Annotated in this window: 26 protein-coding genes and 1 riboswitch; of the genes, 7 read left to right on the plus strand and 19 right to left on the minus strand. The window is 40.4% G+C overall.

Annotated elements, in window-relative coordinates; all coding sequences use genetic code 11:
• Nucleotides 1-19 precede the first annotated feature (19 nt).
• On the plus strand, nt 20-283 hold the full coding sequence (locus QT711_RS00685) for a hypothetical protein (protein ID WP_317941564.1): 264 nt from the start codon (nt 20-22) through the stop codon (nt 281-283).
• Between the two features lie 104 nt (nt 284-387).
• Here QT711_RS00685 and QT711_RS00690 read toward each other — a convergent pair whose 3' ends face one another.
• Both QT711_RS00690 and QT711_RS00695 read right to left on the minus strand, forming a co-directional pair.
• Nucleotides 388-1,680, minus strand: a complete 1,293-nt coding sequence (locus QT711_RS00690; RefSeq protein WP_317941565.1) for a nucleobase:cation symporter-2 family protein — start codon at nt 1,678-1,680, stop codon at nt 388-390.
• Complete coding sequence (locus QT711_RS00695) at nt 1,677-2,264, minus strand: xanthine phosphoribosyltransferase (protein ID WP_317941566.1); 588 nt, start codon at nt 2,262-2,264, stop codon at nt 1,677-1,679. Before QT711_RS00695 ends, QT711_RS00690 begins: the two co-directional genes overlap by 4 nt.
• A 146-nt stretch (nt 2,265-2,410) precedes the next feature.
• Nucleotides 2,411-2,512: riboswitch (purine riboswitch) on the minus strand.
• Between the two features lie 219 nt (nt 2,513-2,731).
• On the opposite strand from QT711_RS00695, the gene QT711_RS00700 reads away from it, so the two are divergent.
• Nucleotides 2,732-3,013 (plus strand): general stress protein, encoded by a 282-nt coding sequence (locus QT711_RS00700; protein ID WP_317941567.1) that lies wholly within the window; start codon nt 2,732-2,734, stop codon nt 3,011-3,013.
• 92 nt (nt 3,014-3,105) lie between these two features.
• Here the strand turns inward: QT711_RS00700 and QT711_RS00705 are convergent, their stop codons facing one another.
• The 3 genes from QT711_RS00705 to QT711_RS00715 all read right to left on the minus strand — a co-directional run bounded on the left by QT711_RS00705 (nt 3,106) and on the right by QT711_RS00715 (nt 6,299).
• Entirely contained in the window at nt 3,106-4,014 is a 909-nt protein-coding gene (locus QT711_RS00705; RefSeq protein ID WP_317941568.1) for a pseudouridine-5'-phosphate glycosidase, read from the minus strand.
• Nucleotides 4,011-5,108, minus strand: coding sequence for a carbohydrate kinase (locus QT711_RS00710; protein WP_317941569.1), 1,098 nt, complete (start codon nt 5,106-5,108; stop codon nt 4,011-4,013). Before QT711_RS00710 ends, QT711_RS00705 begins: the two co-directional genes overlap by 4 nt.
• Nucleotides 5,109-5,174: 66 nt before the next feature.
• Complete coding sequence (locus QT711_RS00715) at nt 5,175-6,299, minus strand: NAD(P)/FAD-dependent oxidoreductase (protein ID WP_317941570.1); 1,125 nt, start codon at nt 6,297-6,299, stop codon at nt 5,175-5,177.
• Between the two features lie 199 nt (nt 6,300-6,498).
• Here QT711_RS00715 and QT711_RS00720 point away from each other — a divergent pair, with 199 nt between their 5' ends.
• A complete protein-coding gene (locus tag QT711_RS00720) occupies nt 6,499-7,593 on the plus strand; it encodes a branched-chain amino acid aminotransferase (RefSeq protein WP_317941571.1) in 1,095 nt (364 codons plus the stop codon).
• Nucleotides 7,594-7,649: 56 nt separating this feature from the next.
• Here QT711_RS00720 and QT711_RS00725 read toward each other — a convergent pair whose 3' ends face one another.
• From QT711_RS00725 to QT711_RS00740, 4 genes are all read right to left on the minus strand, one after another.
• Nucleotides 7,650-7,808 (minus strand): aspartyl-phosphate phosphatase Spo0E family protein, encoded by a 159-nt coding sequence (locus tag QT711_RS00725; RefSeq protein ID WP_317941572.1) that lies wholly within the window; start codon nt 7,806-7,808, stop codon nt 7,650-7,652.
• A gap of 230 nt (nt 7,809-8,038) precedes the next feature.
• Nucleotides 8,039-8,563, minus strand: coding sequence for a YhcN/YlaJ family sporulation lipoprotein (locus QT711_RS00730; protein WP_317941573.1), 525 nt, complete (start codon nt 8,561-8,563; stop codon nt 8,039-8,041).
• Between the two features lie 164 nt (nt 8,564-8,727).
• On the minus strand, nt 8,728-8,979 hold the full coding sequence (locus tag QT711_RS00735) for a YqkE family protein (RefSeq protein ID WP_317941574.1): 252 nt from the start codon (nt 8,977-8,979) through the stop codon (nt 8,728-8,730).
• A 17-nt stretch (nt 8,980-8,996) separates the two neighbouring features.
• Entirely contained in the window at nt 8,997-10,181 is a 1,185-nt protein-coding gene (locus tag QT711_RS00740; RefSeq protein WP_317941575.1) for an acetyl-CoA C-acetyltransferase, read from the minus strand.
• 107 nt (nt 10,182-10,288) lie between these two features.
• Here QT711_RS00740 and QT711_RS00745 point away from each other — a divergent pair, with 107 nt between their 5' ends.
• Nucleotides 10,289-11,200: a hydroxymethylglutaryl-CoA lyase gene (locus tag QT711_RS00745; protein ID WP_317941576.1), complete on the plus strand. Its 912-nt coding sequence runs from the start codon at nt 10,289-10,291 to the stop codon at nt 11,198-11,200.
• A gap of 6 nt (nt 11,201-11,206) precedes the next feature.
• The gene (locus tag QT711_RS00750) at nt 11,207-12,136 is read left to right on the plus strand and encodes an alpha/beta hydrolase (RefSeq protein ID WP_317941577.1); all 930 of its coding nucleotides are present in this window, start codon (nt 11,207-11,209) and stop codon (nt 12,134-12,136) included.
• A gap of 346 nt (nt 12,137-12,482) precedes the next feature.
• Here the strand turns inward: QT711_RS00750 and QT711_RS00755 are convergent, their stop codons facing one another.
• The 6 genes from QT711_RS00755 to yneA all read right to left on the minus strand — a co-directional run bounded on the left by QT711_RS00755 (nt 12,483) and on the right by yneA (nt 16,933).
• The gene (locus QT711_RS00755; protein ID WP_317941578.1) at nt 12,483-12,722 is read right to left on the minus strand and encodes a YneF family protein; all 240 of its coding nucleotides are present in this window, start codon (nt 12,720-12,722) and stop codon (nt 12,483-12,485) included.
• 118 nt (nt 12,723-12,840) lie between these two features.
• Complete coding sequence (gene sirA, locus QT711_RS00760; protein WP_317941579.1) at nt 12,841-13,287, minus strand: sporulation inhibitor of replication protein SirA; 447 nt, start codon at nt 13,285-13,287, stop codon at nt 12,841-12,843.
• Between the two features lie 158 nt (nt 13,288-13,445).
• Nucleotides 13,446-15,449 carry a transketolase gene (gene tkt, locus QT711_RS00765; protein ID WP_317941580.1) on the minus strand — a complete coding sequence of 668 codons (2,004 nt, stop codon included), beginning with the start codon at nt 15,447-15,449 and terminating at the stop codon, nt 13,446-13,448.
• Between the two features lie 108 nt (nt 15,450-15,557).
• Nucleotides 15,558-15,791 carry a DUF896 domain-containing protein gene (locus QT711_RS00770; protein ID WP_317941581.1) on the minus strand — a complete coding sequence of 78 codons (234 nt, stop codon included), beginning with the start codon at nt 15,789-15,791 and terminating at the stop codon, nt 15,558-15,560.
• A 171-nt stretch (nt 15,792-15,962) separates the two neighbouring features.
• The gene (locus tag QT711_RS00775; RefSeq protein WP_317941582.1) at nt 15,963-16,628 is read right to left on the minus strand and encodes a YneB family resolvase-like protein; all 666 of its coding nucleotides are present in this window, start codon (nt 16,626-16,628) and stop codon (nt 15,963-15,965) included.
• Entirely contained in the window at nt 16,628-16,933 is a 306-nt protein-coding gene (gene yneA / locus QT711_RS00780) for a cell division suppressor protein YneA (RefSeq protein ID WP_317941583.1), read from the minus strand. Before yneA ends, QT711_RS00775 begins: the two co-directional genes overlap by 1 nt.
• Before the next feature lie 203 nt (nt 16,934-17,136).
• Between yneA and lexA the strand changes: the two genes are divergently transcribed.
• A complete protein-coding gene (gene lexA, locus QT711_RS00785; protein ID WP_317941584.1) occupies nt 17,137-17,757 on the plus strand; it encodes a transcriptional repressor LexA in 621 nt (206 codons plus the stop codon).
• A gap of 50 nt (nt 17,758-17,807) precedes the next feature.
• Here the strand turns inward: lexA and QT711_RS00790 are convergent, their stop codons facing one another.
• The gene (locus QT711_RS00790; protein WP_317941585.1) at nt 17,808-19,076 is read right to left on the minus strand and encodes a methionine gamma-lyase family protein; all 1,269 of its coding nucleotides are present in this window, start codon (nt 19,074-19,076) and stop codon (nt 17,808-17,810) included.
• Nucleotides 19,077-19,215: 139 nt separating this feature from the next.
• On the opposite strand from QT711_RS00790, the gene QT711_RS00795 reads away from it, so the two are divergent.
• Complete coding sequence (locus tag QT711_RS00795) at nt 19,216-19,824, plus strand: trimeric intracellular cation channel family protein (protein WP_317941586.1); 609 nt, start codon at nt 19,216-19,218, stop codon at nt 19,822-19,824.
• A gap of 162 nt (nt 19,825-19,986) precedes the next feature.
• On the opposite strand, the gene hfq is transcribed toward QT711_RS00795, so the two are convergent.
• The 3 genes from hfq to QT711_RS00810 are packed head-to-tail and all read right to left on the minus strand — an operon-like array spanning nt 19,987 to nt 22,106.
• Nucleotides 19,987-20,211, minus strand: coding sequence for an RNA chaperone Hfq (gene hfq / locus QT711_RS00800; RefSeq protein ID WP_317941587.1), 225 nt, complete (start codon nt 20,209-20,211; stop codon nt 19,987-19,989).
• A 30-nt stretch (nt 20,212-20,241) separates the two neighbouring features.
• Nucleotides 20,242-21,219: a tRNA (adenosine(37)-N6)-dimethylallyltransferase MiaA gene (gene miaA / locus QT711_RS00805; protein ID WP_450097594.1), complete on the minus strand. Its 978-nt coding sequence runs from the start codon at nt 21,217-21,219 to the stop codon at nt 20,242-20,244.
• On the minus strand, nt 21,201-22,106 hold the full coding sequence (locus QT711_RS00810) for an alpha/beta fold hydrolase (protein ID WP_317941937.1): 906 nt from the start codon (nt 22,104-22,106) through the stop codon (nt 21,201-21,203). The genes miaA and QT711_RS00810 overlap by 19 nt, the downstream gene beginning before the upstream one ends.
• Between the last annotated feature and the right edge of the window lies 1 nt (nt 22,107).

A 22,107-nucleotide genomic window follows, 5' to 3' on the forward strand; every position in this document is an offset into this window, starting at 1 on the left:
AATTTTGGAGGAGATTTTAATGAAATTACTTACAGAGGATAAAAAATGGTTGAAACTTGGAGCAGCAGCATTTCTATCTGTCGGATTACTTGCAGCTTGTGGAGATGGCGAAGATGATACGGATGTAGATGTAAATACACCACCAGCAGATGGCGAAGTAGATGATGGTTCAGACACTGATGTTAATTTAGATATGGAAGATGGTACTGACTCAGAAACGGACACTGACACTGGAACGGATACTGAAACAGATACTGATTCAGAGACTGATGATAGTAAATAATGTACAAGCAGTTCATAAAAGAGAACTAATTAAGAAACCGAGTGATGCCTTGGTACATGGCATCACTCGGTTTTATACGTTCTATAAAAAGTTGAACGAATGACTTACACTTCTTGCTCTGTTAATTGTACCGCTTCTTTCCGTTTCTTAGAAGGCAGCATATTAAAAATAATATTCAATGCAATTGCCGTTAAGCTTCCTGCAACAATTCCATTACTCGTTAGAATTTGAAAGTTTACAGGTAAATTTGCAAAAATATCTGGTACAACGGAAACACCTAATCCTAAACCGACAGAACAAGCAATAATCATTGCGTTTTCTTGAGATTCCACGACTACTTTACTCAACATTTTAATCCCTTGCGCTACAACCATTCCAAACATCGCTACCATCGCTCCACCGAGAACTGAAGTAGGAATGACTGTCGCTAATGCCGCAACTTTCGGCATGAATCCAAGTGCGATTAACATAATTGCAGTTACTAAAATAACTTTACGTGATTTCACACCAGACATTTGAGTAAGTCCAACGTTTTGAGAAAATGTCGTATAGGGAAATGCATTAAATAGCCCACCGATGAAAGATGCAAGCCCTTCAGAGCGGTAGCCTCTCTCCAAGTCCTTCTTTTTAATGTCTTTATCACAAATATCTCCTAAGGCAAAATACACACCTGTCGATTCGACGAGCGATACCATTGCCACCAGTGTCATCGTCAATATTGGATAAAAATGAAATGTCGGTGTACCTAGATAGAATGGTGTAACCATATGAAGCGTAGAAGCTTCATGCACAGCACTAAAATCGACGACACCTAACACGATTGCAGTGATTGTTCCTGCTGCCATGCCTAGCAAGATTGAAATCGAGCGAATAAACCCTTCTGAAAACCTGTACAACAAGATAATACAGAACAGCGTGCCGAATCCTAGCAAAATATTTGTGTTAGACCCAAAATCTGCTGCGCCTTGACCGCCACCCATATTTGTCAATGCGACCGGTATTAATGTAATCCCAATGATTGTCACGACAGAACCTGTAACGACAGGTGGAAAGAACTTAATGAGCTTTCCAAAAAATGTACTGATTATAACGATGATTACCCCTGATGCAATAACTGCACCATAAATGGCAGATATCCCAAACTTATCACCAATGGAAATCATTGGCCCTACCGCTGTAAACGTACAACCGAGAACTACCGGTAAACCAATACCGAAAAATCGATTACGCATGATTTGTAAAATTGTTGCAACCCCACACATTAAAATGTCAATTGATACGAGATATGTTAACTGCGTTGGAGTTAAACCAATTGCCTGCCCGACGATTAAAGGGACTAAAACAGCTCCAGCATACATTGCAAGTAAGTGTTGGAAACCTAAGACGACGGTTTTCATTCGTTAGACTCTCCGTTAGCAAATGTCACTTTCCCATCTTCTAGTGATTGGATAATTGCTAGAGACTCAACACGAATTCCTTTTTCACGAATCATTGCGCCACCTGGCTGGAACCCTTTTTCTATGACAATCCCTACACCGACTAACTCTGCTTCAGCTTGTTCTATTATATCTAGAAGACCTAACACTGCTTGTCCGTTCGCAAGAAAGTCATCCATTAACAATACTTTGTCACCTTTTTGAAGGAAATCCTTTGAAACTGATATTTCATTTGTCTCCTTTTTTGTAAAGGAATGAACACTGGATGTAAACAGATGATCACTCATTGTAAGGGACTTCTTTTTTCTAGCAAAAACAACCGGAGTTCCTATTATCAAACCCGTCATCATTGCAGGAGCAATTCCTGAAGATTCAATTGTAAGGATTTTTGTAATACCATCTTCTTTAAACCGTGCAGCAAATTCCTCTCCGATTGCCTGCATTAACGGGGGATCTATTTGATGATTTAAGAAAGCATCCACTTTTAACACATCATTTGATAAAACTTTTCCATCTTGTATAATTTTTTCATGTAATTCCTTCACTGTTACTCCTCCTCTGTTTTCATACATTAAAAACAAAAATAAAAAATCCTCAACAACTTGCATCCAGTCAATTATGAGCGGAGCAATGTCATTCAGGATTAAAACAACGAATGATGAAGTGAAGAATCACTTGCTATGGCAAGTATTCCACTTTCTTTGCTTCTCATAGTCAACCTGTTTACGGTAGGTCGGTAGATACTTGCAAGCCATATCCTTGCGATTATATGAGTATATTGAGTTGATTAGGTACTCATTATATCACGGTTTCGACAGGTTACAACATTTTTTTCAAAATAAAAATAGTGACGGAATTTTCTTAGTCATCCACTTCTTTATCCTTTATATTTCAAACCGATGACATCTATTTCAAGGCAATTAATTTACGTAAATAACTGTTTATAAATGGATTCGAGTGGATATAGAAAGAATGAAACAATTTTATTTATATAGAAAGGAGATTACTTGTTATGGTTAATACATCAAACACGAACGAACGTAAAAAAATGTCTTTAGCTGAAGCAGGTCGCAAAGGAGGTCAAGCAACAGCCAAAAAGCATGATCGCACCTTTTATGAAAATATTGGTCGTAAAGGTGGCGAAGCGACTGCAAGAAAGCATGATAGTGGTTTTTACGAAAAAATTGGTCGCAAAGGCGGCGAAGCAACTGCCAAAAACCACGATAAAAACTTCTATGAAGAAATCGGCCGCAAAGGCGGAGAGGCTCGAGCCCAACAAAGAAACAACGACTGACGACCTCGTTGTAAGGATGATGAATACAAGTTAACAGTCGATATTTATAAAGCGGAGTGAATCTAACTTCACTCCGCTTTTATCTTTCGTATTTAGTTCGTAAACGCAACTGCAATTTGTGCGCCAATGACAGCATTATGTTTGACGAGCGCAATATTAGCATCCAAACTTTTGCCTTCTGTCATCTCTTTTACTTTTCCTAACATGAATGGCGTAACATCTTTTCCTGCGATTTTTAGTTCGTTTGCTTCTTTTAATGCATTTTGAATAATTGCATCAATAAATTCTTTTTGCAATGCATCCTTCTCAGGAATCGGGTTTGCAATAACAGCTCCACCACGAAGACCTAGGTCCCACTTCACACGAAGCATCTCAGCAATCGTTTCAGGATTATCCGCTTTAAAATTGACGCCGAACTCACTCTCGCGCGTATAGAAAGCAGGTAGTACGTCCGTGCCATATCCAACGACTGGAACACCTTTTGTTTCTAAATATTCCAAAGTTAAGCCGATATCGAGAATAGATTTAGCACCTGCACAAATGACAGCGACATCCGTTTGTGCTAACTCTTCCAAATCCGCTGAAATATCCATTGTTGTTTCTGCCCCACGGTGGACACCACCGATTCCGCCCGTCACAAAAATACGGATACCAGCTAAGTCAGCACAAATCATTGTAGCCGCAACTGTTGTTGCTCCTAGTTGTTTCGTCGCGAGCAAATAACCTAAGTCTCTTCTCGAAGCTTTGGCAACCCCTTGACTATTCCCGAACATCTCTAATTCGTCATCTGACAAACCGATTTTAATCTCACCATCAATGAGGGCAATCGTTGCAGGTACTGCACCGTTGTCACGGATGATTTGCTCTACTTCCCTTGCAGTCTTTACATTTTGCGGGTAAGGCATACCGTGTGAAATAATCGTCGATTCCAATGCAACAATCGGCTTCCCTGTCGCCATAGCTTCTTGTACTTCTGCTGAATAAGATAGATAGTTTTTCATTTATACTCCTCCAAGTCTGTTAGTAACTGCTGTTTAGTTAAGTCGGGTCTAACGGTAGTTGGGCATTCAAGTGTTTTTGATGCATTTATTAAACCCATTTGTACACTTTCTTCTAAAGTAGATTCAGTCAAATAGCCATGAATGAGACCAGATACAAATGCATCTCCTGCTCCAGTCACATCTTCTATCTGACTGCTTTCAAACGCTTTGTAATAAACCGGCTCGTCATTTATTGACCCTGCCATAACTCCTGATGAACCGCGTGTTACGACTACATTTTCTGCACCGTATTCAAGCAACTTAATGACAACGTTCCGCCAATCAGTATCACTTTGGATCGTTAAGCCTGTATACGCTTCAGCTTCATCTTTATTGCAAATGAACCAAGTTACACCTGTTAAATCTTCGGGCATACGATTCATCTTTGGCGAAGATACAGGTACGATTGTCAATGGAATCTGATTCATCTGTGCAATGTTTTTCACTGCTTTTACTGTGTCTTTGGGACAATTCAAGTCAATGACGAGCATCGAAGCATTCGCAAATAACTTCATTTTGCTTTCTATATACTCGGGTGTTAGTTGGTCGTAAACGGCCATATTTGCCATCGCAATAACAAGTTCGCCTTCAGGATCGATGACAGCAGAATAGGAACCGGTAGAATGACCATAGAGTAGGCCAACATCTGTTACATCCATAAAATTTCCACACTCTTGCATAATCTTTTCCCAATCATTATCATTACCCGCTACAGATAATAAACGAACTCGATGATCGAGACGACCTAGGTTTTCTGCAACATTCCGAGCAACCCCTCCGACTGACACGGTCATAGAAGCAGGGTTGGATGTCCCAAGTTGTGTCTGTCCGTCTAAATGGAATTTACGGTCAATATTCGCCCCCCCGATGCAAATCACTTCTTTTTCATCCGCAAGCACATAAGCCCTTCCGAAAATTTTACCTTTTCTTGTCAAAGAAGAAATGATATTGGCGATAGTCGGACGCGGAATTTGAAGGATATCAGCCATCTCTTGTTGTGATACATATGGATTTTTACGAATTAGATCGAGCACAGCAAGCTCTTTTTCATTCAATGCCATCACCCTTTAAACATTTGTTTGTAGTATAAACTTTTGTTACAAGAAAAGCAAGTATATTATTTACACGTCCACACCGAACGTCTCCTCTACACGATAATCCGCTAAATCGATAGCCAACTCTTCACCTAAGACGATTTGACTTAACTGTTTGCCGAGAAAAGGGCCAACCGTTAAACCTGAAGCACCTAACCCATTGGCAAATAAGATATTATCGTGCTTCGGTACATATCCGATAACGGGTAGGAAGCCTGGCGTGAAGGGTCTGTAGCCTACACGAACTTCCTCGAAAAACGCATCTCCAATTCCAGGTGCAATCGCCAGCGCTTTATCCATTATTTCATGCATCCCTGAAATTGTCGGACGAACTGAAAAATCGATTGCTTCTTCATGGGTCGAACCGACGACTATCTTACCTCCTTCAAAGGTGAGCATGTATTGATTGTTCGGTGGCATAACAACTGGCCAATTGTTCGTATCAGTTTGTTCTAGCCTCACATGAGCAATTTGTGCCTTTTGGCTTGTCACTTGGAGATTGAAGCCTAAAGGTGCTAAAAAAGTTGAAGCCCAAGCACCTGTCGCAACAATAATTGTTGAAGCTTCAAGACGATCACCATTTACAAGTACTCCAACTGCCTTTCCGTCTTTCAGTATTACGTCTGCATGTCCTTTAACAAAGTGCGCGCCGTGTTTCTGCGCGCCTTTTAACAATGCAAGTCGCAGTGCTCGTCCATCCACACGCGCTGCACCTTCCACATGAACAGATGCAAATGTGTTTGCCAACGGTGGGAACAACTGATTTGTCTCCTCTTTTGTCAATTGGTGAATCGCTCCAATTTCGGGCGCTGCAACCTTGCGATCTCGTGCTCGTTTTTCCATTTTTTCCAGCTTATCCGTATCCGTATGTATACTCAATGCCCCAACTTTTCGGTAGCCCGTTTCAGTTTCACCATCTTCAGTCAATTGTGCAATCAACTCTCCATAATAAGCAGCTCCAGCTTTTGCAAGTGTATACCATGCTTTATTTCTTCGTTGGGATAACCAAGGACAAATGATTCCTGCCGCTGCATCAGTTGCTTGACCTTCATCCTCTCGATCAATTATACGTACGTCCACACCAGCTCTTGCTAAATGATAAGCAGCAGATGCGCCTAAAATACCGCCACCGATAACTAAAACTTCCTTCAATTTAAACACCTAATTCCTATTGTTTTCATCTATTGTACAAGGCATACGTTTCACAAACAAACGCTATCCATGTAAACGTTTTCAAAATGGTAATAATAATAAAATAATTTTATGTCTTTCTTTTTTCTAAAAAAGCAGTATAATTATTCTATTCGATAATATCGTTATACCGATTATTAACTAAGGAGATTTGATCAGTATGAAAAGCTTACCCATCCAGATTAAACTTACAGACAACCGAAAAGAAAAACCGAATCCTGAAACCCTCATCTTTGGTAGAAATTTCACTGATCATATGTTTGTCGCTGACTATGACGAAGGAAAAGGCTGGCATAGCCATCGCATCGTGCCGTATGCTCCCGTTTCCCTAGATCCAGCTTCAATCGTTTTCCACTATGGTCAAACAGTATTTGAAGGTTTAAAAGCGTACAAATCCCCAAATGGGACTGTCCGTTTATTCCGTCCGGAAGAGAACATGAAACGCATGAATCTGTCGTTGGATCGTTTATGTATGCCTCGAATTGATGAAGACTTGGCATTGAATGCATTAACACAACTTATCCAAATTGAGAAAGATTGGATTCCAACAGTAGAAGGAACCTCTTTGTATATCCGGCCATTCGTCATTGCAAACGAAGCTTTCCTTGGTGTTTCCCCCGCTAAGAAATACCAGTTCTACATTATCCTATCTCCAGTGGGCTCTTACTATAAAGAAGGGATACATCCTGTAAAAATCTTAGTTGAAAATGAATTTGTCAGAGCCGTTAAAGGGGGAACAGGCGGAGCAAAAACAGCTGGAAATTATGCAGCTGGTTTGAAAGCGCAAGAAGTTGCCGATCAAAAAGGCTACGCTCAAGTACTATGGTTAGATGGCGTTGAGAAGAAATATGTTGAAGAAGTCGGTAGCATGAACATTTTCTTTAAGATCAACGGTGAAGTCGTAACACCTGCGATTAACGGAAGTATTCTGGAAGGCATTACGCGAAAGTCGATTTTACACCTTCTCCGCCATTGGAACATCCCAGTTGCTGAAAGGCAAATTTCCATGGATGAAATACGAGATGCGTATGATAACGGCACATTGGAAGAAGTGTTTGGTACCGGTACGGCAGCTGTCATATCACCAGTCGGCGAGCTGAATTGGGATGGTTATAAAATGGTCGTCAATCACAATGAAACAGGTCCATTAGCTCGACAACTGTTTAATACGCTGACAAATATCCAGACAGGCAATGAAGAAGATCCGTTTGGATGGATACTTCAACTGAATAACGAATTAGCCAAACTTGCTTAAAACAAACAACATCGAAAAGCATGAAAAAAGACATACCATAACAGGTATGTCTTTTTTCATGCTATATTTTGATATCGATTTAGTAAAGTGTCTAGTTGTTGGCTATATGCGATTGTCTCTGGATGTGTGAATCCTTGATCTTGTGCTTTTTTAATCATCTTGGACCGCTTAATATAAATTTGTAGGGACAACAACTGTTTGCTAACCAATTTCATCTTTACCTATTCCTCCATCAAATTTTTTATCACAAATCTTACGCTTTTTTTCACCTTTCCCTATCTTACTCGTTGTTTCGTGAAAAAAATGTCGTATTTTGGTTCATTTTCACTTTGTTAACTAAATGTCATAACTTTGTCACAAATAAAGAGAATGGGGATACATAATCTTATATACCCCATTCCATCTATTTATAAACCACATCATTTATTAAATAATGTGGGGAACACTATTTTGCATCCGGGAACATTCTTTCAATGCTGTCTGTAAATTCATCAAAGAACCCTTCAACAGGATCACCTGCTCGGACACGATCACCATAGTCGGTCAATTGTTTCGCATAATCTGGATTAAAAGAAATATAGACGTTTTTAAACTCTGCATTGGCACTGCGGGCGGCATCTGCAATTTTCCCCTCTAATGCCTCATTATCTGTTGTACCTTCTTTAAGAACGACACCAATATAAGCATTTTCATTCGTCACTAATACATTAGCCGTATCCACTTCGTCCAACTCTGAAATCTTATCCGCTGCATCATCAGCAACTTCAATTTTTTTGTCTGAAGCGACAGAGTCACCGTTTTCTACGGCAGACTCATCTGTACCGTTTTGGTCATCCATATTGCCGTCCATATTGTCTGTTGTATCTGTTGTGTTTCCGTCATTCGTATTGTCATTGTCCGTTCCCCCACCACAAGCAGCTAAACTGAAAAGCATGAACAATGTAAGTGGCAACATCAGTAATTTTTTCATAAATCCTACACTCCTTATCATTTTTTTCATGAGTAGGATGTGCAGATCATCTTGGTCTATACACTAAAAAAAGTACCAATACAAGGAGGTTTTATAGTATATGCGGAAAAGGAAAATACGCGCAAAAAATCGGATAGGTTTCCCCATCCGATTGATGTAGCCATTTAATATTTAGATCCACTATCGCCATACTCATCCAATAATTCAGCAAAGCTTTTGTTCTTTTCCCGTTCCTTGCGTTCTCTCGTTCGCTGTGCTTGTAGCTCAAGTTCTTTCGCTTCTTGTTCAGCTACGAGTTCTTTTTTCGTAGCTTTTAACCGCTTTACCAATGTCTCATCAAGAGCATCCATCAGAGTTGCTTGGTCTGACTCATGTGGTCGTGCTTTGACTTTTGGAGTTGTTTTTCGTTTCGCCATATCGTTATCCTCTTTCTTTAAGGTTGTCGGACGATTGTCGCAACACCTTGCCCTCCACCTATGCATAATGTTGCTAATCCAGTTTTTGCATTTCGGCGATGCATCTCATGAATCAATGTCACCAAAATTCTTGCTCCACTTGCACCTATTGGATGACCTAATGCAATTGCTCCGCCGTTTACGTTCAACTTAGATTGATCGAACTGTAATTCCTTATCGACAGCAAGTGACTGTGCAGCAAAAGCTTCATTTGCTTCAATTAAATCAATCTCTTGAAGCGACAAGTTCGCTTTTACTAAGACATTTTTGACAGCTTGTACCGGTCCAATGCCCATAACAGACGGATCGACCCCTGCATTTGCATTTGCTGCAATGACAGCAAGTGGTTGTAGCCCTAATTCATCCGCTTTGCTTTTTGACATGATTACGAACGCAGCAGCACCGTCATTAATACCCGAAGCATTCCCGGCTGTTACACTGCCATCTTTTTTAAAGGCAGGACGTAGTTTACCTAATTTTTCGGTTGTCGTATTTCCTTTTACATATTCATCTGTATCAAAAATGATTGGTTCGCCTTTACGTTGGGGAATTTCAACGGGTACGATTTCCTCTTTTAAAATGCCATTTCCAATCGCCGCTGCAGCTTTCTGTTGTGATTGAGCGGCAAACGCATCCTGCTCTTCTCGTGTTAAAGAATATCGGTCACAAAGATTCTCAGCTGTAATCCCCATATGATAATCATTAAATGCACACCACAATCCATCGGAAATCATACTGTCAACAATCTTTTGGTCCCCCATCTTAAATCCTTCACGAGCATGTTGCATTAAAAAGGGTGCTTGGCTCATATTCTCCATACCGCCAGCAACGATAATATCCGCATCACCTGCTAGGATTGCTTGACGAGCTAAATGAACTGCTTTGAGGCCAGACCCACATACTTTATTAATGGTCATTGCCGGAACTGTTTCCGGTAATCCTGCTTGAATGGCTGATTGACGAGCTGGATTTTGTCCGAGCCCAGCTTGTAAAACGTTCCCCATGATCACTTCATCAACATCTTCACCTTGCACACCGGCACGGTTCAGCGCTTCTTTAATCACTATACTCCCTAACTCGACTGCTGATACATTTTTTAATGAGCCTAAAAACGAACCGATCGCTGTTCGTACAGCGCTTACAATTACCACTTCGTTTGACATTTAACTCTCCCCCTTATAATCTTTTTTCATTCTTACTCTACCAATACTTTCTACATTGTTTCCCTTTATCTCTCCCCTTCAGTACAATAGTAGTAGGAGGGGATGACATGTTTATTTTACCAAAGTCCGTGACAATTATCGAGGTAGGACCTCGAGATGGATTGCAAAACAATCATAATCTTGTAGCTGAGAATGATAAAATTGAATTTATCCATTTACTGCAAGAGGCAGGCATTAAAGAAATGGAGATCACATCCTTTGTATCCCCGAAATGGGTGCCACAAATGGCAGATGCCGCTCAAATTGTAGCGAAAACGAGGAAGATAGGTCGTCAATTCGTATTAGCACCGAACGAAAAAGGGGCAAACTTAGCAAGAGAGGCTCATGTAGACAGTATTGCAGTGTTTGTAGGTGTCAGTAATTCATTTAACAAAAAAAATATTAATCGCTCGACGAAAGAAAGTATGGATTCTTTGGAACCGGTCATTGCTAAATTAAAGCGTGAACAAATTTTTGTAAGGGCATGCATTTCAACTGCTTTCTATTGTCCATACGAAGGAAAAATGAAACAGGATGATGTGTTGGCAGTATGTGAGCAATTTGTCAAAATGGGTGTTGATGAGCTGAGCGTAGCAGATACAATCGGCATGGCCAATCCACTTGAGAGCTATACTTTGTTTACTACACTCAAAGAGCAATTCCCCACTACATTGCTGACCGCTCACTTCCATGACACACGAAAAATGGCTTTAGCAAATATTTTTGCTGCATTGCAAGCTGGAATTGACCGATTCGATACTTCAGCCGGCGGACTCGGCGGTTGTCCATTTGCACCTGGAGCAACCGGAAATGTAGCAACTGAAGACGTTGTTAATATGTTGGACAGATTAGGCATCCAAACGGGTGTAGACATTGAGAAAATTTGTGAAGCAGTGGAGTGTATTGAAAAACATGTTTCACAACCAATTGAAACAGGAATGTACAAATTGTACAAGAACAAGAAATGTCAAAGGAGTTGAAGTGGATTGAAACGCCGCTTCCTATATATTACTGGAATCATTGGAAGCATTTATACGGCACTATTGACAATCATTGCATTCATTGCAACGAGCCGCCTCATGTTTATGAAAATTAAAGATCCAGATGTTATTCTCAAAAGAGAAATTGGTGCAAAACGCTTTGATGAACATTGGTATGAAACCGTCCGTAAAGAAGATTTTTGGGTCGATTCGCCAAATGGTTATCCGTTACGTGCCGTCTTTTTACAGCCGCTTGAAACGACTAGAACTGTAATCATATGCCATGGTGTAACGGAAAACAAAATTAACTCCATTAAGTATGCACGGTTGTTTGAAAGACTAGGCTTTAACTCGGTTGTATATGACCATAGGCGACATGGGGACTCAGGAGGAAAGACGACAAGCTTCGGCTTCTATGAAAAAATCGATTTGCATGCTGTCGTCGCAGCAATTCGAGAAAGAATCGGTAAACGTGCATTGCTTGGTATCCACGGGGAATCTATGGGAGCCGCAACGACAATCCTTTATGGTGGAACGTATGGAGACGAAGCTGATTTTTACATCGTCGATTGCCCGTTCTCCGATTTTACTGAGCAGATTCTTCACATTTTACGAACAAGTACCCCACTACGTTCTTCAATGACGTTACGAATAGCAAACTTATTTTTACGAATCAGGGATGGCTATACGACAAGTTTAGTATCCCCTCGAGAAGCGATCGGAAATATCTCAAAACCGATGTTATTCATCCATAGTTTGGAGGATGATTTCATATTACCTGAAATGACGAAGGAATTATACTCGTTGAAAAAAGATAACAAAATGATGAAACTATTTCCAAAAGGCGTTCATGCCAAATCTTTCAATGAGAATCCAGATGAATATGAACTAGAAATTTCACGATTTTTACACAAATTCGGATTTACTTCGACATAATACACGCAAAAAGACCTCTTTTTCAATGAACGGCAAGGAAAAAGGTCTTTTTTGCTTTATTGCTTAGTGTACATAAACGATTCCATTTGAAATCGTCATTCTGTTTACGATTCCATTGTCTTCTAACATCTTCAAATTCCAACAAAAAACCACCTCTCCGGTTTATCTTCACCAGGAAAAGTGGTTAGTTTGTATGCATAAAGAAAGACTAAGCACAAAATGTGATTTTCGGAAGAATGATTGACCTGTACACCATTGTGACAGGAAATAATGTATACGAACAATTAGTGAGCATTTGTTGTAACGCTCACAAACTGCGTTAACTCAACCTTTGCTACTTGTCCAATTACTTCTTTTTATCCGGCTTATCTTGCATTTTGTTCATTTGTGCCATCATTTGGTTAATCTTCTTTTGTGAAGGTTTTTGTCCCATTTGCATCATCATCATACGTAACATTTGCTCATTAATTGGCGGGTTATCTTTCAAATATTTCATCATGTATTGACGTGCGATGAAAAATCCGAGGGCCACACCAGCTATTAATGCGACGACTGCAATAAGGATTACCCAAGTCGTGCTTAACATCCGCTATTACCTCCTTCACTTCCCTAAATCAGGTTTACTCTACCATGATGGATTATACAACAAAGGAGTGGTACATAGCAATGTCTGGCAACAATTTTCTTATTAAAGCTTGAATCTTCTAAAAAAGCAATGCCTTCTCGTTTCCGACATGCTGTTCGTATTTAATTGGCTTGAGCCATCCCCATTCCCCATGCTCGTCCATCACAGCAAAGAATCGATCATCCGTCCCTGATAATGCGACGAACAAATCCAAGTCCAACATTCTCGAACCGTTACAATACGCTTGTAGGGAGTAGGGTGTAAGAGAAATATGGATGGATCCTTTCATTGGATGCGATAGTCGATATTCCCCATCGTCACTTTCAACTGTCGTAAAGCTTTTACCAAGATTCCTGAGGATCGCTTGGTCAATCGCTGCTTCTTCGATTTCATCACACAAGTATTGCACTTCTTGTAGAGGTTCCTTTGGAGCATAATCTTTTAACAAGTCATAAAGAAGACCTTCTCTTCCTAAAATGAATGATTGGTATCTCTTCTTTACTTTATAGATATCATACGTTCTCATGACCGTCCCCTCCTTTTTTACTTAGTGTAACGCAGGATTTGTAAAAAGTTTGTCAGATTACGCTAAAGAATAGCACTATTATTGTCGGAACATTTATAACAATATTTACAATTGTAAAAAGCACGCTGGTTAACGTAAGTAACCAACGTGCTCTACATTTAGTTGAACAAAGCTTTTACTTTTGCGACAACATTTTCTTCTGTGAATCCGTACTCTGCAATGACTTTATTACCCGGTGCACTTGCACCAAATGTGTCGATTGCTAGGACATCGCCTTCATCACCCACGTATTTGTGCCATCCAAGAGAAGCTCCCATCTCAATGGACAACCGTTTTTTAACAGCTTTCGGAAGGACAGCTTCCTTATACGCACTGTCTTGTTGTTCAAACAAGTCCCATGAAGGCATTGAGACGACTGCAACGTCAATTCCTTCAGAACGTAATTGTTGCTGTGCTGCAACCGCTAGATTCACTTCAGAACCAGTTGCAATTAAAATTGCATCCGCTACTGCTTTCTCTGCAGGTGAAACAGTATACGCTCCACGTTTGACGCCTTCCTTAGCTTGCTCCTTTGTCGCAGGGAGAATGTCCAAGTTTTGACGTGATAGCACGAGAACAGTCGGACGGTTTTTCGAAGTCACTGCGTGATGCCAAGCTGCTGACGTTTCATTTCCATCTGCTGGACGAATAACTGTCAACCCTGGCATAGATCGTAACGAAGAAAGGTGCTCAACCGGTTCATGTGTTGGCCCATCTTCTCCTACTGCAACACTATCATGTGTAAATACATACGTTACAGGTAAGCCCATCAATGCAGACAGTCTAATTGCTGGTCTCACGTAATCACTAAATACAAAGAACGTACCGCCGAATACATGTAAACCACCGTGTAACGCCATACCGTTTAGTGCAGTTCCCATTGCAAATTCGCGTACACCGAACCAAATATTACGCCCGCTGTAATCGTTTGCCAAGAAGTCGCCTGCGCCTTTAATCGTTGTCTTGTTAGAGCCAGCCAAGTCCGCACTTCCACCAAAGAATGAAAGAACAACTTTTGCAATTGCATTAATTGCATCTCCTGAAGCAGAACGTGTCGCATGGGATGTTCCTTCTTCATACACAGGCATTGCTTCTAAAAGCGAAGCAGGCATGTCACCGGAAATCGCTGTTTTTAATTGTTCTGCAAGATCCGCATGTTCGCTTTCATATTGCGCAAACAGCTCGTTCCATTGTTGTTCTTTTTTAACACCTAATTCATCTGTCGCTTGTTTAAATGTTTCATAAACGCCTTCAGGAACTGAAAAATCTTCCTCATACGTCCACTTGTAATATTCTTTTGTAAGCTTCATTTCGTCTTCACCAAGTGGCGCACCATGAACATCCGCTTTGCCTGACTTGTTCGGCGAACCGTAGCCAATAACCGTTTTCACTTCAATTAACGTTGGGCCACCTGTATTTCCTTTGGCCGCTTCTATTGCTTTTGAGACGCTGTCGATAGCATTGCCATCTTCTACACGAATATAATTCCAGTCGTAAGATTCAAAGCGCTTTTTAATATTTTCAGTGAAGGACATTTCTAAATCGCCATCAAGCGAAATATCATTACTGTCATATAAGACAATTAGTTTATTCAGTTGGAGGTGACCAGCTAACGAAATTGCTTCAGCAGCTACACCTTCCATTAAATCACCATCGCCACATAGTGCATATGTGTAATGGTCAACAACGTTGAAGCCAGGTCGATTGTAGACAGCTGACAGATGTTTTTCTGCCATTGCCATTCCTACAGCCATTCCAATACCTTGCCCAAGTGGTCCGGTCGTCGCTTCTACACCTACTGTATGGCCATATTCAGGGTGGCCAGGCGTTTTGGAATCCCATTGTCTGAAGTTCTTCAACTCCTCCATTGGCAATCCATATCCGCTTAAATGCAATAAGCTATAAAGCAACATGGAACCATGACCTGCAGATAAGACAAAGCGATCACGGTTGAACCAATCCGGGTTTGAAGGGTTATGGTGCATATGTTTTGTCCATAGCGTGTAAGCCATCGGAGCAGCACCCATCGGTAATCCTGGGTGGCCAGAATTCGCTTTCTCGATTGCATCAATGGAGAGTGTACGAATCGTGTTAATAGCAAGTTGATCGATAGTTTCGGTCATTCAAAAACATCCTTTCCCGTACTGTATCTTTTGTTAGAAGCCTGTTTCTATTTCCTACTATAGTGTAGTCAATTTAGAAGTGAATTACAATCCGTCATCGTCATCTGCTCACTGCAGATATTTAGGATTACGGGCTTCTTTTACTTTTTCAGGTGTAACATCATTACCTTCTGGATCAATTACTTTCACATTTTCGATTGTTTCTCGCATTGAAGTACGAAACGTTTCCAAGTATTCTTTCCGAAGTTGTGTTTGTTCTTTCGCTTCTTCCAATGTCAATCCAACTGTTTTTGACTTTTTGGACAACTCGTTAATTCGTTGAATCTTATCTGGTGATAACATTGAATTCCTCCTATCCTTTATCTTATGTGTACCTACAGCTAATGCAGGTTAACAATGACCATGTTCTTTATTTTTCTCCACCGTTTCTTATTTTAGCACTACTATGCACACTTTTAGAAGCAGAACACTCTTCATTGTTTAGTAATCAAAATAAGCAGGAAGTGCATTTTATCAGCCTTCCTGCTCAACTTCATATTCTTTATATCGTCTATGTACAGTCGCTTTGCTCACGTTGTGGCCAAGTCCTCGTAATACACCAGCAATCTCTTCAAAAGTGAGTCCTTTCTTGCGTAAGGACACAATTTCTGTCAAAGGAACGTCAATTCGCTCTCGCCCTTCTACATTCCCTTTGTTTTTTAAATTATCTTCTGGCCGATAACCATCACGCACAGCACGTTTCATGCCTCTACGTATTTTAGCGTTATGAAGCTTTCGTTGGTATTCTTCAACAATCGCTAAAATCTCAAGCAGCATGTGATCCATCTCATTTATTTTCATTGGACCGCTATCATGGTTTGTAATGACAGTCGTATTCATTTTCATAAGAAGATGTAAAATTGCAACTCTTGCATTTCCCCTACCAAGCCTTGTTTCATCTTGTACTAAAAGCGTATCGATAGCCTCATTTCGGATACAGTCTAGTAAATCCAATAATCCTTCACGATCCATATCAAAACCACTATGCTTTTCTTTAAAAACATGGACTACTTGTAGGTTCATCTTCTTAGCAAGTTGTTGAAGTTCCTCTTCTTGTCTGGCCAATGAAGCTTCTTGTGAATCTTTTTCAGTACTTACTCTGCAATAAAGGACACAAGTCTTCAATTGAGATGTCAACATTATTCACCTGCCAACTCCGTTAGATTGTCGTCCGTAGACTGTATCGTTCCTGGTAATTTTAGCGTATCTCCGCTTTTTATCAAAGTAGAATGCATATTATTTAATTTCATCACTTCTTTAATCCACTTGTCTGGCTTTTCGTTCGGTCTATGTTTTTGTGCCAATCCCCATAGCGTGTCCCCTTGCACAACTTCTACTTCAACAATTGTACTCTCTTGTGTTTCTTTTAAAACAAAGAATAAAGTGAATGTCGAACTTAGTAAGATAATTGAAAGTATGTAGCCGTATTTTTTAACTAGCGTCACATTTAACCCCTCCAAGAATGTTTGTTCGGAATACTTGTTCCCATTATAGGACAGGTTTTTTCGCATGTCAACAAATCTTTCGAACCTTTGTTTGCTAAACATCCGAACACCTGTTATACTTATGATAAGAAATAACATTGGTTACGAATTTCTGTTCGTACAAGAGTACATTCTTTTTTACGTAAAAATGGAGGGGTGGAAAGATGAAAAAAATGTCGAAAAGGCAACAGGATATTTTGGATTTCATTAAAGATGAAGTGAAATCGAAAGGATATCCTCCTTCCGTGCGGGAGATCGGAGAGGCTGTCGGATTAGCTTCTAGTTCAACTGTCCATGGACATTTAGCAAGATTGGAAAGCAAAGGCTATATTCGTAGAGACCCTACAAAACCGCGAGCAATTGAAATATTGGATCCTGAGGGACTTGATTCGATGAAAGGCGGAGTCCTACATGTTCCACTTGTCGGAAAAGTTACTGCCGGTCTTCCCATCACTGCGATTGAAAATATTGAAGAATATTTCCCTTTACCTGATACATATGGTGCCTCTGATGATAATTTGTTCATGCTTGAAATTGTTGGAGACAGTATGATTGAAGCTGGGATCTTAAATGGAGACTACGTTGTTGTAAAACAGCAACATACTGCAACGAATGGTGAAATTGTCGTCGCTATGACAGAAGAAGATGAAGCGACAGTCAAACGGTTTTTTAAAGAAAAGGATTACTTCCGCTTACAGCCTGAAAATGAATCGATGGAACCAATCATCGTCAATCACGTTTCCATACTCGGAAAAGTTGTGGGCGTCTATCGTCAAATTCATTAATAAAAAGAGGATGTCCGAGTCGCTACCGACAGTGGACATCCTCTTTTCTATTATTTTGGTTGAATCATCTGATCGAGTAGTAATTTTTGCATGGAAGACATAACTGCCGCTTTTACATGTTCATATGTTAAACCACCTTGAATATAAGCTGTATAAGGCGGTCGAATCGGGCCATCAGCCGTCAGTTCGATGCTGGATCCTTGTATAAACGTCCCAGCAGCCATAATGACATCATCTCTATAGCCAGGCATGTATGAAGGTTCTGGCGAATAATGCGCATTGATCGGCGAGTTTTCTTGAATCGTTTTACAAAAAGCGATCATTTGTTCAGCGGTTGCGAAATTGACAGATTGAATGAGGTCTGTTCGCGGATTGGAGACATGTGGCGTCGTATCAAATCCATAACTTTCTAGAAAAGCTGCTGTAAATAACGCACCTTTCACCGACTGACTCACGACATGAGGTGCTAAGAAGAAACCTTGATACATTTCTAATAAAGTATCAAGTGACGCCCCCGCTTCCGCACCAATTCCAGGAGAAGTCATCCGGTACGCACATTTCTTCACTAAGTCTGCCCGACCTGCAATATAACCACCAGTTCTCGCAAGCCCTCCGCCAGGGTTTTTTATCAGTGAACCAGCCATCAAATCGGCTCCTACTTCAACCGGTTCCTGCTTCTCCACAAATTCTCCATAACAATTATCGACGAAAATGATTAAATCTTCGCGAATTCCTTTCACAAAAGCAATCATTTCCTTAATTTCAGCAATGCTGAACGATGGACGGTCTGCATAGCCTTTTGATCGTTGAATGCCAATCATTTTTGTAGCTGCATGAATCGCTTTTTTCACTTCTTCAAAATTAACGGAACCATTTTCAGTCAATGGTACATGTTGATAAGTAATGCCATAATCGGAAAGAGAACCTGTATCTTCATCTCCCCCTGACACGATAGAGTCTAATGTGTCATAAGGCTTGCCTGTGATATAGAGCAATTCATCACCTGGGCGAAGTACTCCGAATAGGCTTAATGAAATTGCATGTGTACCAGAAATAATTTGATTTCGAACAAGGCATGCCTCTGCGCCAAAGACATCTGCATACACCTGTTCCAGCACATCCCGTCCATCGTCATCATACCCGTATCCGGTCGAACCCGTTAAATGAAAGTCACTGACGCGATTTTTTCTAAATGCCGCTAACACTTTACGTTGGTTATGGAAAGCCACTTTCTCGGCAGCTTTAAAATAGATTTGGATGTTCTCTTCAGTCTTCTCCGCTCGGTCTTCGATTTCTTCAGTAAATTGCTCAATTAACATAATTGATTTCCTCTTTCCTACGTGTAGTCCCCTCATTATCTTATCAGTCTGAGGAAATAGTTCAAGAATGAATCGCCATTAGAAAATTACGTAGGAATCGTATATACTATGAGAGGTTTTAGTTTAGGGAGGGAATTCATTGGCTTGGGAAGTATTTAGCTTTATTGGTACGGTTGCTTTTGCGATTTCAGGAGCATTCGTTGCGTTAGAAGAAGATTACGATATTTTTGGTGTTTACATATTAGGGATGGTCACCGCTTTTGGTGGTGGTGCATTACGGAATGTCGTAATAGGTGTTCCCGTATCTGTGTTATGGGATCAGAATTTCCTTTTCGGCGTCGCAACGTTATCCATTTTGTTAATTTTTTATTTCTCCAAATCTGTCATTAGCCATTGGAATCGATGGGGCACTTATTTCGATGCAATTGGTTTAGCTGCCTTTGCGATTCAAGGAGCGATGCTCGCTGTAAAGATGGACCTTTCTATTGCAGCTGTAATGGTTGCAGCAGTTTTGACGGGAGCAGGAGGCGGTGTCATCCGAGATGTTCTTGCGGGGCGTAAACCATTAATCTTTAAAGATGATATTTACGCAGTGTGGGCTGCAGCTGCTGGTTTCATTGTTGCAATCGGGTTTTACAAAAATGATCTTGCCTTGTATGCTTTGCTTGTAGCAACCGCCACGTTACGTATCCTCTCTTTTTTATTCCATTGGAAGCTTCCACATGGAAAGGTTACGAATGAACAATAACAAACATCTTGAAGATCCACATAAGTGTATAGTTCTTCAAACTCAGTGGCGAGCAAATACCAGCTCAATATAATATATAGTTGCTTACTGATTCTATAAAAAGAACGAGGAAAAGTGGAATTGAGAACACTCAATTTCACTTTTCCTCGTGTCAGATGTTGATTATTCCTGGTCTTTTAGTTGAACAGGTTTAATTGGAACATATGTTGAGATCGCATGTTTGTAAATTAATTGCTGTTTTCCCTCAGATTCTAGCAGAACGGTATAATTATCATACGATTTGATGAGTCCTTTTAATTGAAAACCGTTCAAAAGAAAAACCGTTACAAACGTATTGTTTTTCCGTAAAGCATTCAAAAATGTTTCTTGCATGTTTCCTTGTGCCATACACCCCAGCCTCCAGTACATTCTATATTTCTAGTGCTTACTCTCACTATTCGATTTTGAGTGTTCAAAATCCTTCATAATCGCTAAAATTTCATCTATACATTTTTGCTGATCGGCTAATGCATCAAACCAATGAATGGTCATTTTGTTTCTAAAATAGGTCATTTGCCGTTTTGCATAGTTTCGTGTATGTTTTTTTATGGCATCGATCGATTCTTCAAGTGTCATCTTGCCTTCGAAGTAATCGTACAACTCCTTGTAACCAATTGCTTGGACAGACTGCACATTACGGACGTTCCTATTCCATAATCCCCTTGCTTCATCTACTAAACCTTGTCGTATCATTTCATCGACACGGTCATCGATTCGCTCGTACAACGTTTCCCGTTCAATGTCCAAACCGATGAGAAGATGATTGTAAACAACCAATTGTCCTTTACCTTGCTCTTGTGACTCTTTCGTTTTGCCGGTCACCTCGATTATCTCTAACGCTCGTATGATTCGGCGGTGATTGTTCGGATGAATCTTTTTTGCACTTACTGGGTCTAGTTTGACGAGGCGTTCATAAAGTAGTGCTGCCCCACCATCCTTCTCCAGTTCTTTTTCTAACTTCTCCCGTACAACAGGATCAGACCCTTCCTCCGTAAAACGAAAGTCGAAAAGCACAGATTGGATGTACAGGCCCGTACCTCCTACAATGATCGGTTGCTTCCCTCGACCTTGGATGTCATCAATACAATTGCGTACAACAGACTGATATTCAGCGACTGAAAATGATTGAGTCGGATCTTTCAGATTAAATAAATGATGAGGGATTCCTTCCATTTCCTCTGGACGGATTTTCGCCGTACCAATGTCCAAACCTTTATAAACTTGCATCGCATCTCCGTTGATGATTTCCCCATCAAGCGACTTCGCCAGTTTTACACTTAAAGAAGTTTTGCCTGATGCAGTGGGCCCAACGATTGCAATGACCAACGATGATTCATTCATGTTCTTGTAATCCATTCCTTTATGAAGTTAAATACATCCAAACGATTGTCTTCTTGCAAAATTTCATGTCTCTTTCCTTCGTATAGCATGACGGTTACATTGGTTACACCCTGTTGTACGAATTGCTGGCCAACTTGTAACACGGCTTTGCTGTTCGAACCTACAGGATCATCTGAACCGGATACTAATAAGATTGGTAAGTCAGAAGGAACCTGTTTTACAAATTCAGGTTGATGTATTTTCTTTAATCCATCAAATAGACAGTTGAAAAATCCAGTAGTCGGTACAAATCCACAATATGGATCATTAATGTAAGATTCGACATTTTGTTCATTTGCTGAAAGCCAATCGAAGGAAGTTTTCGGATTTTTGATCAATTGATTGTATCGACCAAATACTAATCGATTAATGACGTAATCTGTTTGAGCGAATGATCTTAGGCGACCTCTCATTTTTGCAAGAGCAACGCCCGCAATACGACTTACACCAGGGTCTCCAGCCGTCCCAACGCAAATCAATTTGTCAAGATGACTTCCATGCAGTTGAGCATACCTTCTTGCAATAAATGAACCCATGCTATGTCCGAGTAAACTGAAAGGCAGATCAGAAAATTTTAATCGATACAACTGAATGACTTCGAATGCATCTTTCACAATTCGATCAAAGTCCACTTGGTCCCCGAAGTGGCCAAGTTTACCGTTTAAGTCAGCTGTCTTACCATGTCCTCGATGATCGTGGCCCGTTACAACATAACCACTGGATACGAGATCAGCGATAAAGCCTTCATATCTACCTATATGCTCTGCCATACCATGCAAAATATGGATGTGCCCAATTGGTGTTTTGTTCGGACGGCTTTCAATTGTATGGAGCTTAACGTTATCAGACGTTGAAATTGTCATT

The organism is Sporosarcina saromensis, from assembly GCF_033253735.1.
In the GTDB taxonomy this organism is placed as follows: domain Bacteria; phylum Bacillota; class Bacilli; order Bacillales_A; family Planococcaceae; genus Sporosarcina; species Sporosarcina saromensis.

Bases quoted from the DNA above. Each gene is read 5' to 3' on its own strand.
- QT711_RS00685 (WP_317941564.1), top strand. From the start codon at position 20: ATGAAATTACTTACAGAGGATAAAAAATGGTTGAAACTTGGAGCAGCA.
- QT711_RS00690 (WP_317941565.1), bottom strand. From the start codon at position 1,680: ATGAAAACCGTCGTCTTAGGTTTCCAACACTTACTTGCAATGTATGCT.
- QT711_RS00700 (WP_317941567.1), top strand. From the start codon at position 2,732: ATGGTTAATACATCAAACACGAACGAACGTAAAAAAATGTCTTTAGCT.
- QT711_RS00705 (WP_317941568.1), bottom strand. From the start codon at position 4,014: ATGAAAAACTATCTATCTTATTCAGCAGAAGTACAAGAAGCTATGGCG.
- QT711_RS00720 (WP_317941571.1), top strand. From the start codon at position 6,499: ATGAAAAGCTTACCCATCCAGATTAAACTTACAGACAACCGAAAAGAA.
- QT711_RS00725 (WP_317941572.1), bottom strand. From the start codon at position 7,808: ATGAAATTGGTTAGCAAACAGTTGTTGTCCCTACAAATTTATATTAAG.
- QT711_RS00730 (WP_317941573.1), bottom strand. From the start codon at position 8,563: ATGAAAAAATTACTGATGTTGCCACTTACATTGTTCATGCTTTTCAGT.
- QT711_RS00735 (WP_317941574.1), bottom strand. From the start codon at position 8,979: ATGGCGAAACGAAAAACAACTCCAAAAGTCAAAGCACGACCACATGAG.
- QT711_RS00740 (WP_317941575.1), bottom strand. From the start codon at position 10,181: ATGTCAAACGAAGTGGTAATTGTAAGCGCTGTACGAACAGCGATCGGT.
- QT711_RS00745 (WP_317941576.1), top strand. From the start codon at position 10,289: ATGTTTATTTTACCAAAGTCCGTGACAATTATCGAGGTAGGACCTCGA.
- QT711_RS00755 (WP_317941578.1), bottom strand. From the start codon at position 12,722: ATGTTAAGCACGACTTGGGTAATCCTTATTGCAGTCGTCGCATTAATA.
- sirA (WP_317941579.1), bottom strand. From the start codon at position 13,287: ATGAGAACGTATGATATCTATAAAGTAAAGAAGAGATACCAATCATTC.
- tkt (WP_317941580.1), bottom strand. From the start codon at position 15,449: ATGACCGAAACTATCGATCAACTTGCTATTAACACGATTCGTACACTC.
- QT711_RS00770 (WP_317941581.1), bottom strand. From the start codon at position 15,791: ATGTTATCACCAGATAAGATTCAACGAATTAACGAGTTGTCCAAAAAG.
- QT711_RS00775 (WP_317941582.1), bottom strand. From the start codon at position 16,628: ATGTTGACATCTCAATTGAAGACTTGTGTCCTTTATTGCAGAGTAAGT.
- lexA (WP_317941584.1), top strand. From the start codon at position 17,137: ATGAAAAAAATGTCGAAAAGGCAACAGGATATTTTGGATTTCATTAAA.
- QT711_RS00790 (WP_317941585.1), bottom strand. From the start codon at position 19,076: ATGTTAATTGAGCAATTTACTGAAGAAATCGAAGACCGAGCGGAGAAG.
- hfq (WP_317941587.1), bottom strand. From the start codon at position 20,211: ATGGCACAAGGAAACATGCAAGAAACATTTTTGAATGCTTTACGGAAA.
- miaA (WP_450097594.1), bottom strand. From the start codon at position 21,219: ATGGATTACAAGAACATGAATGAATCATCGTTGGTCATTGCAATCGTT.
- QT711_RS00810 (WP_317941937.1), bottom strand. From the start codon at position 22,106: ATGACAATTTCAACGTCTGATAACGTTAAGCTCCATACAATTGAAAGC.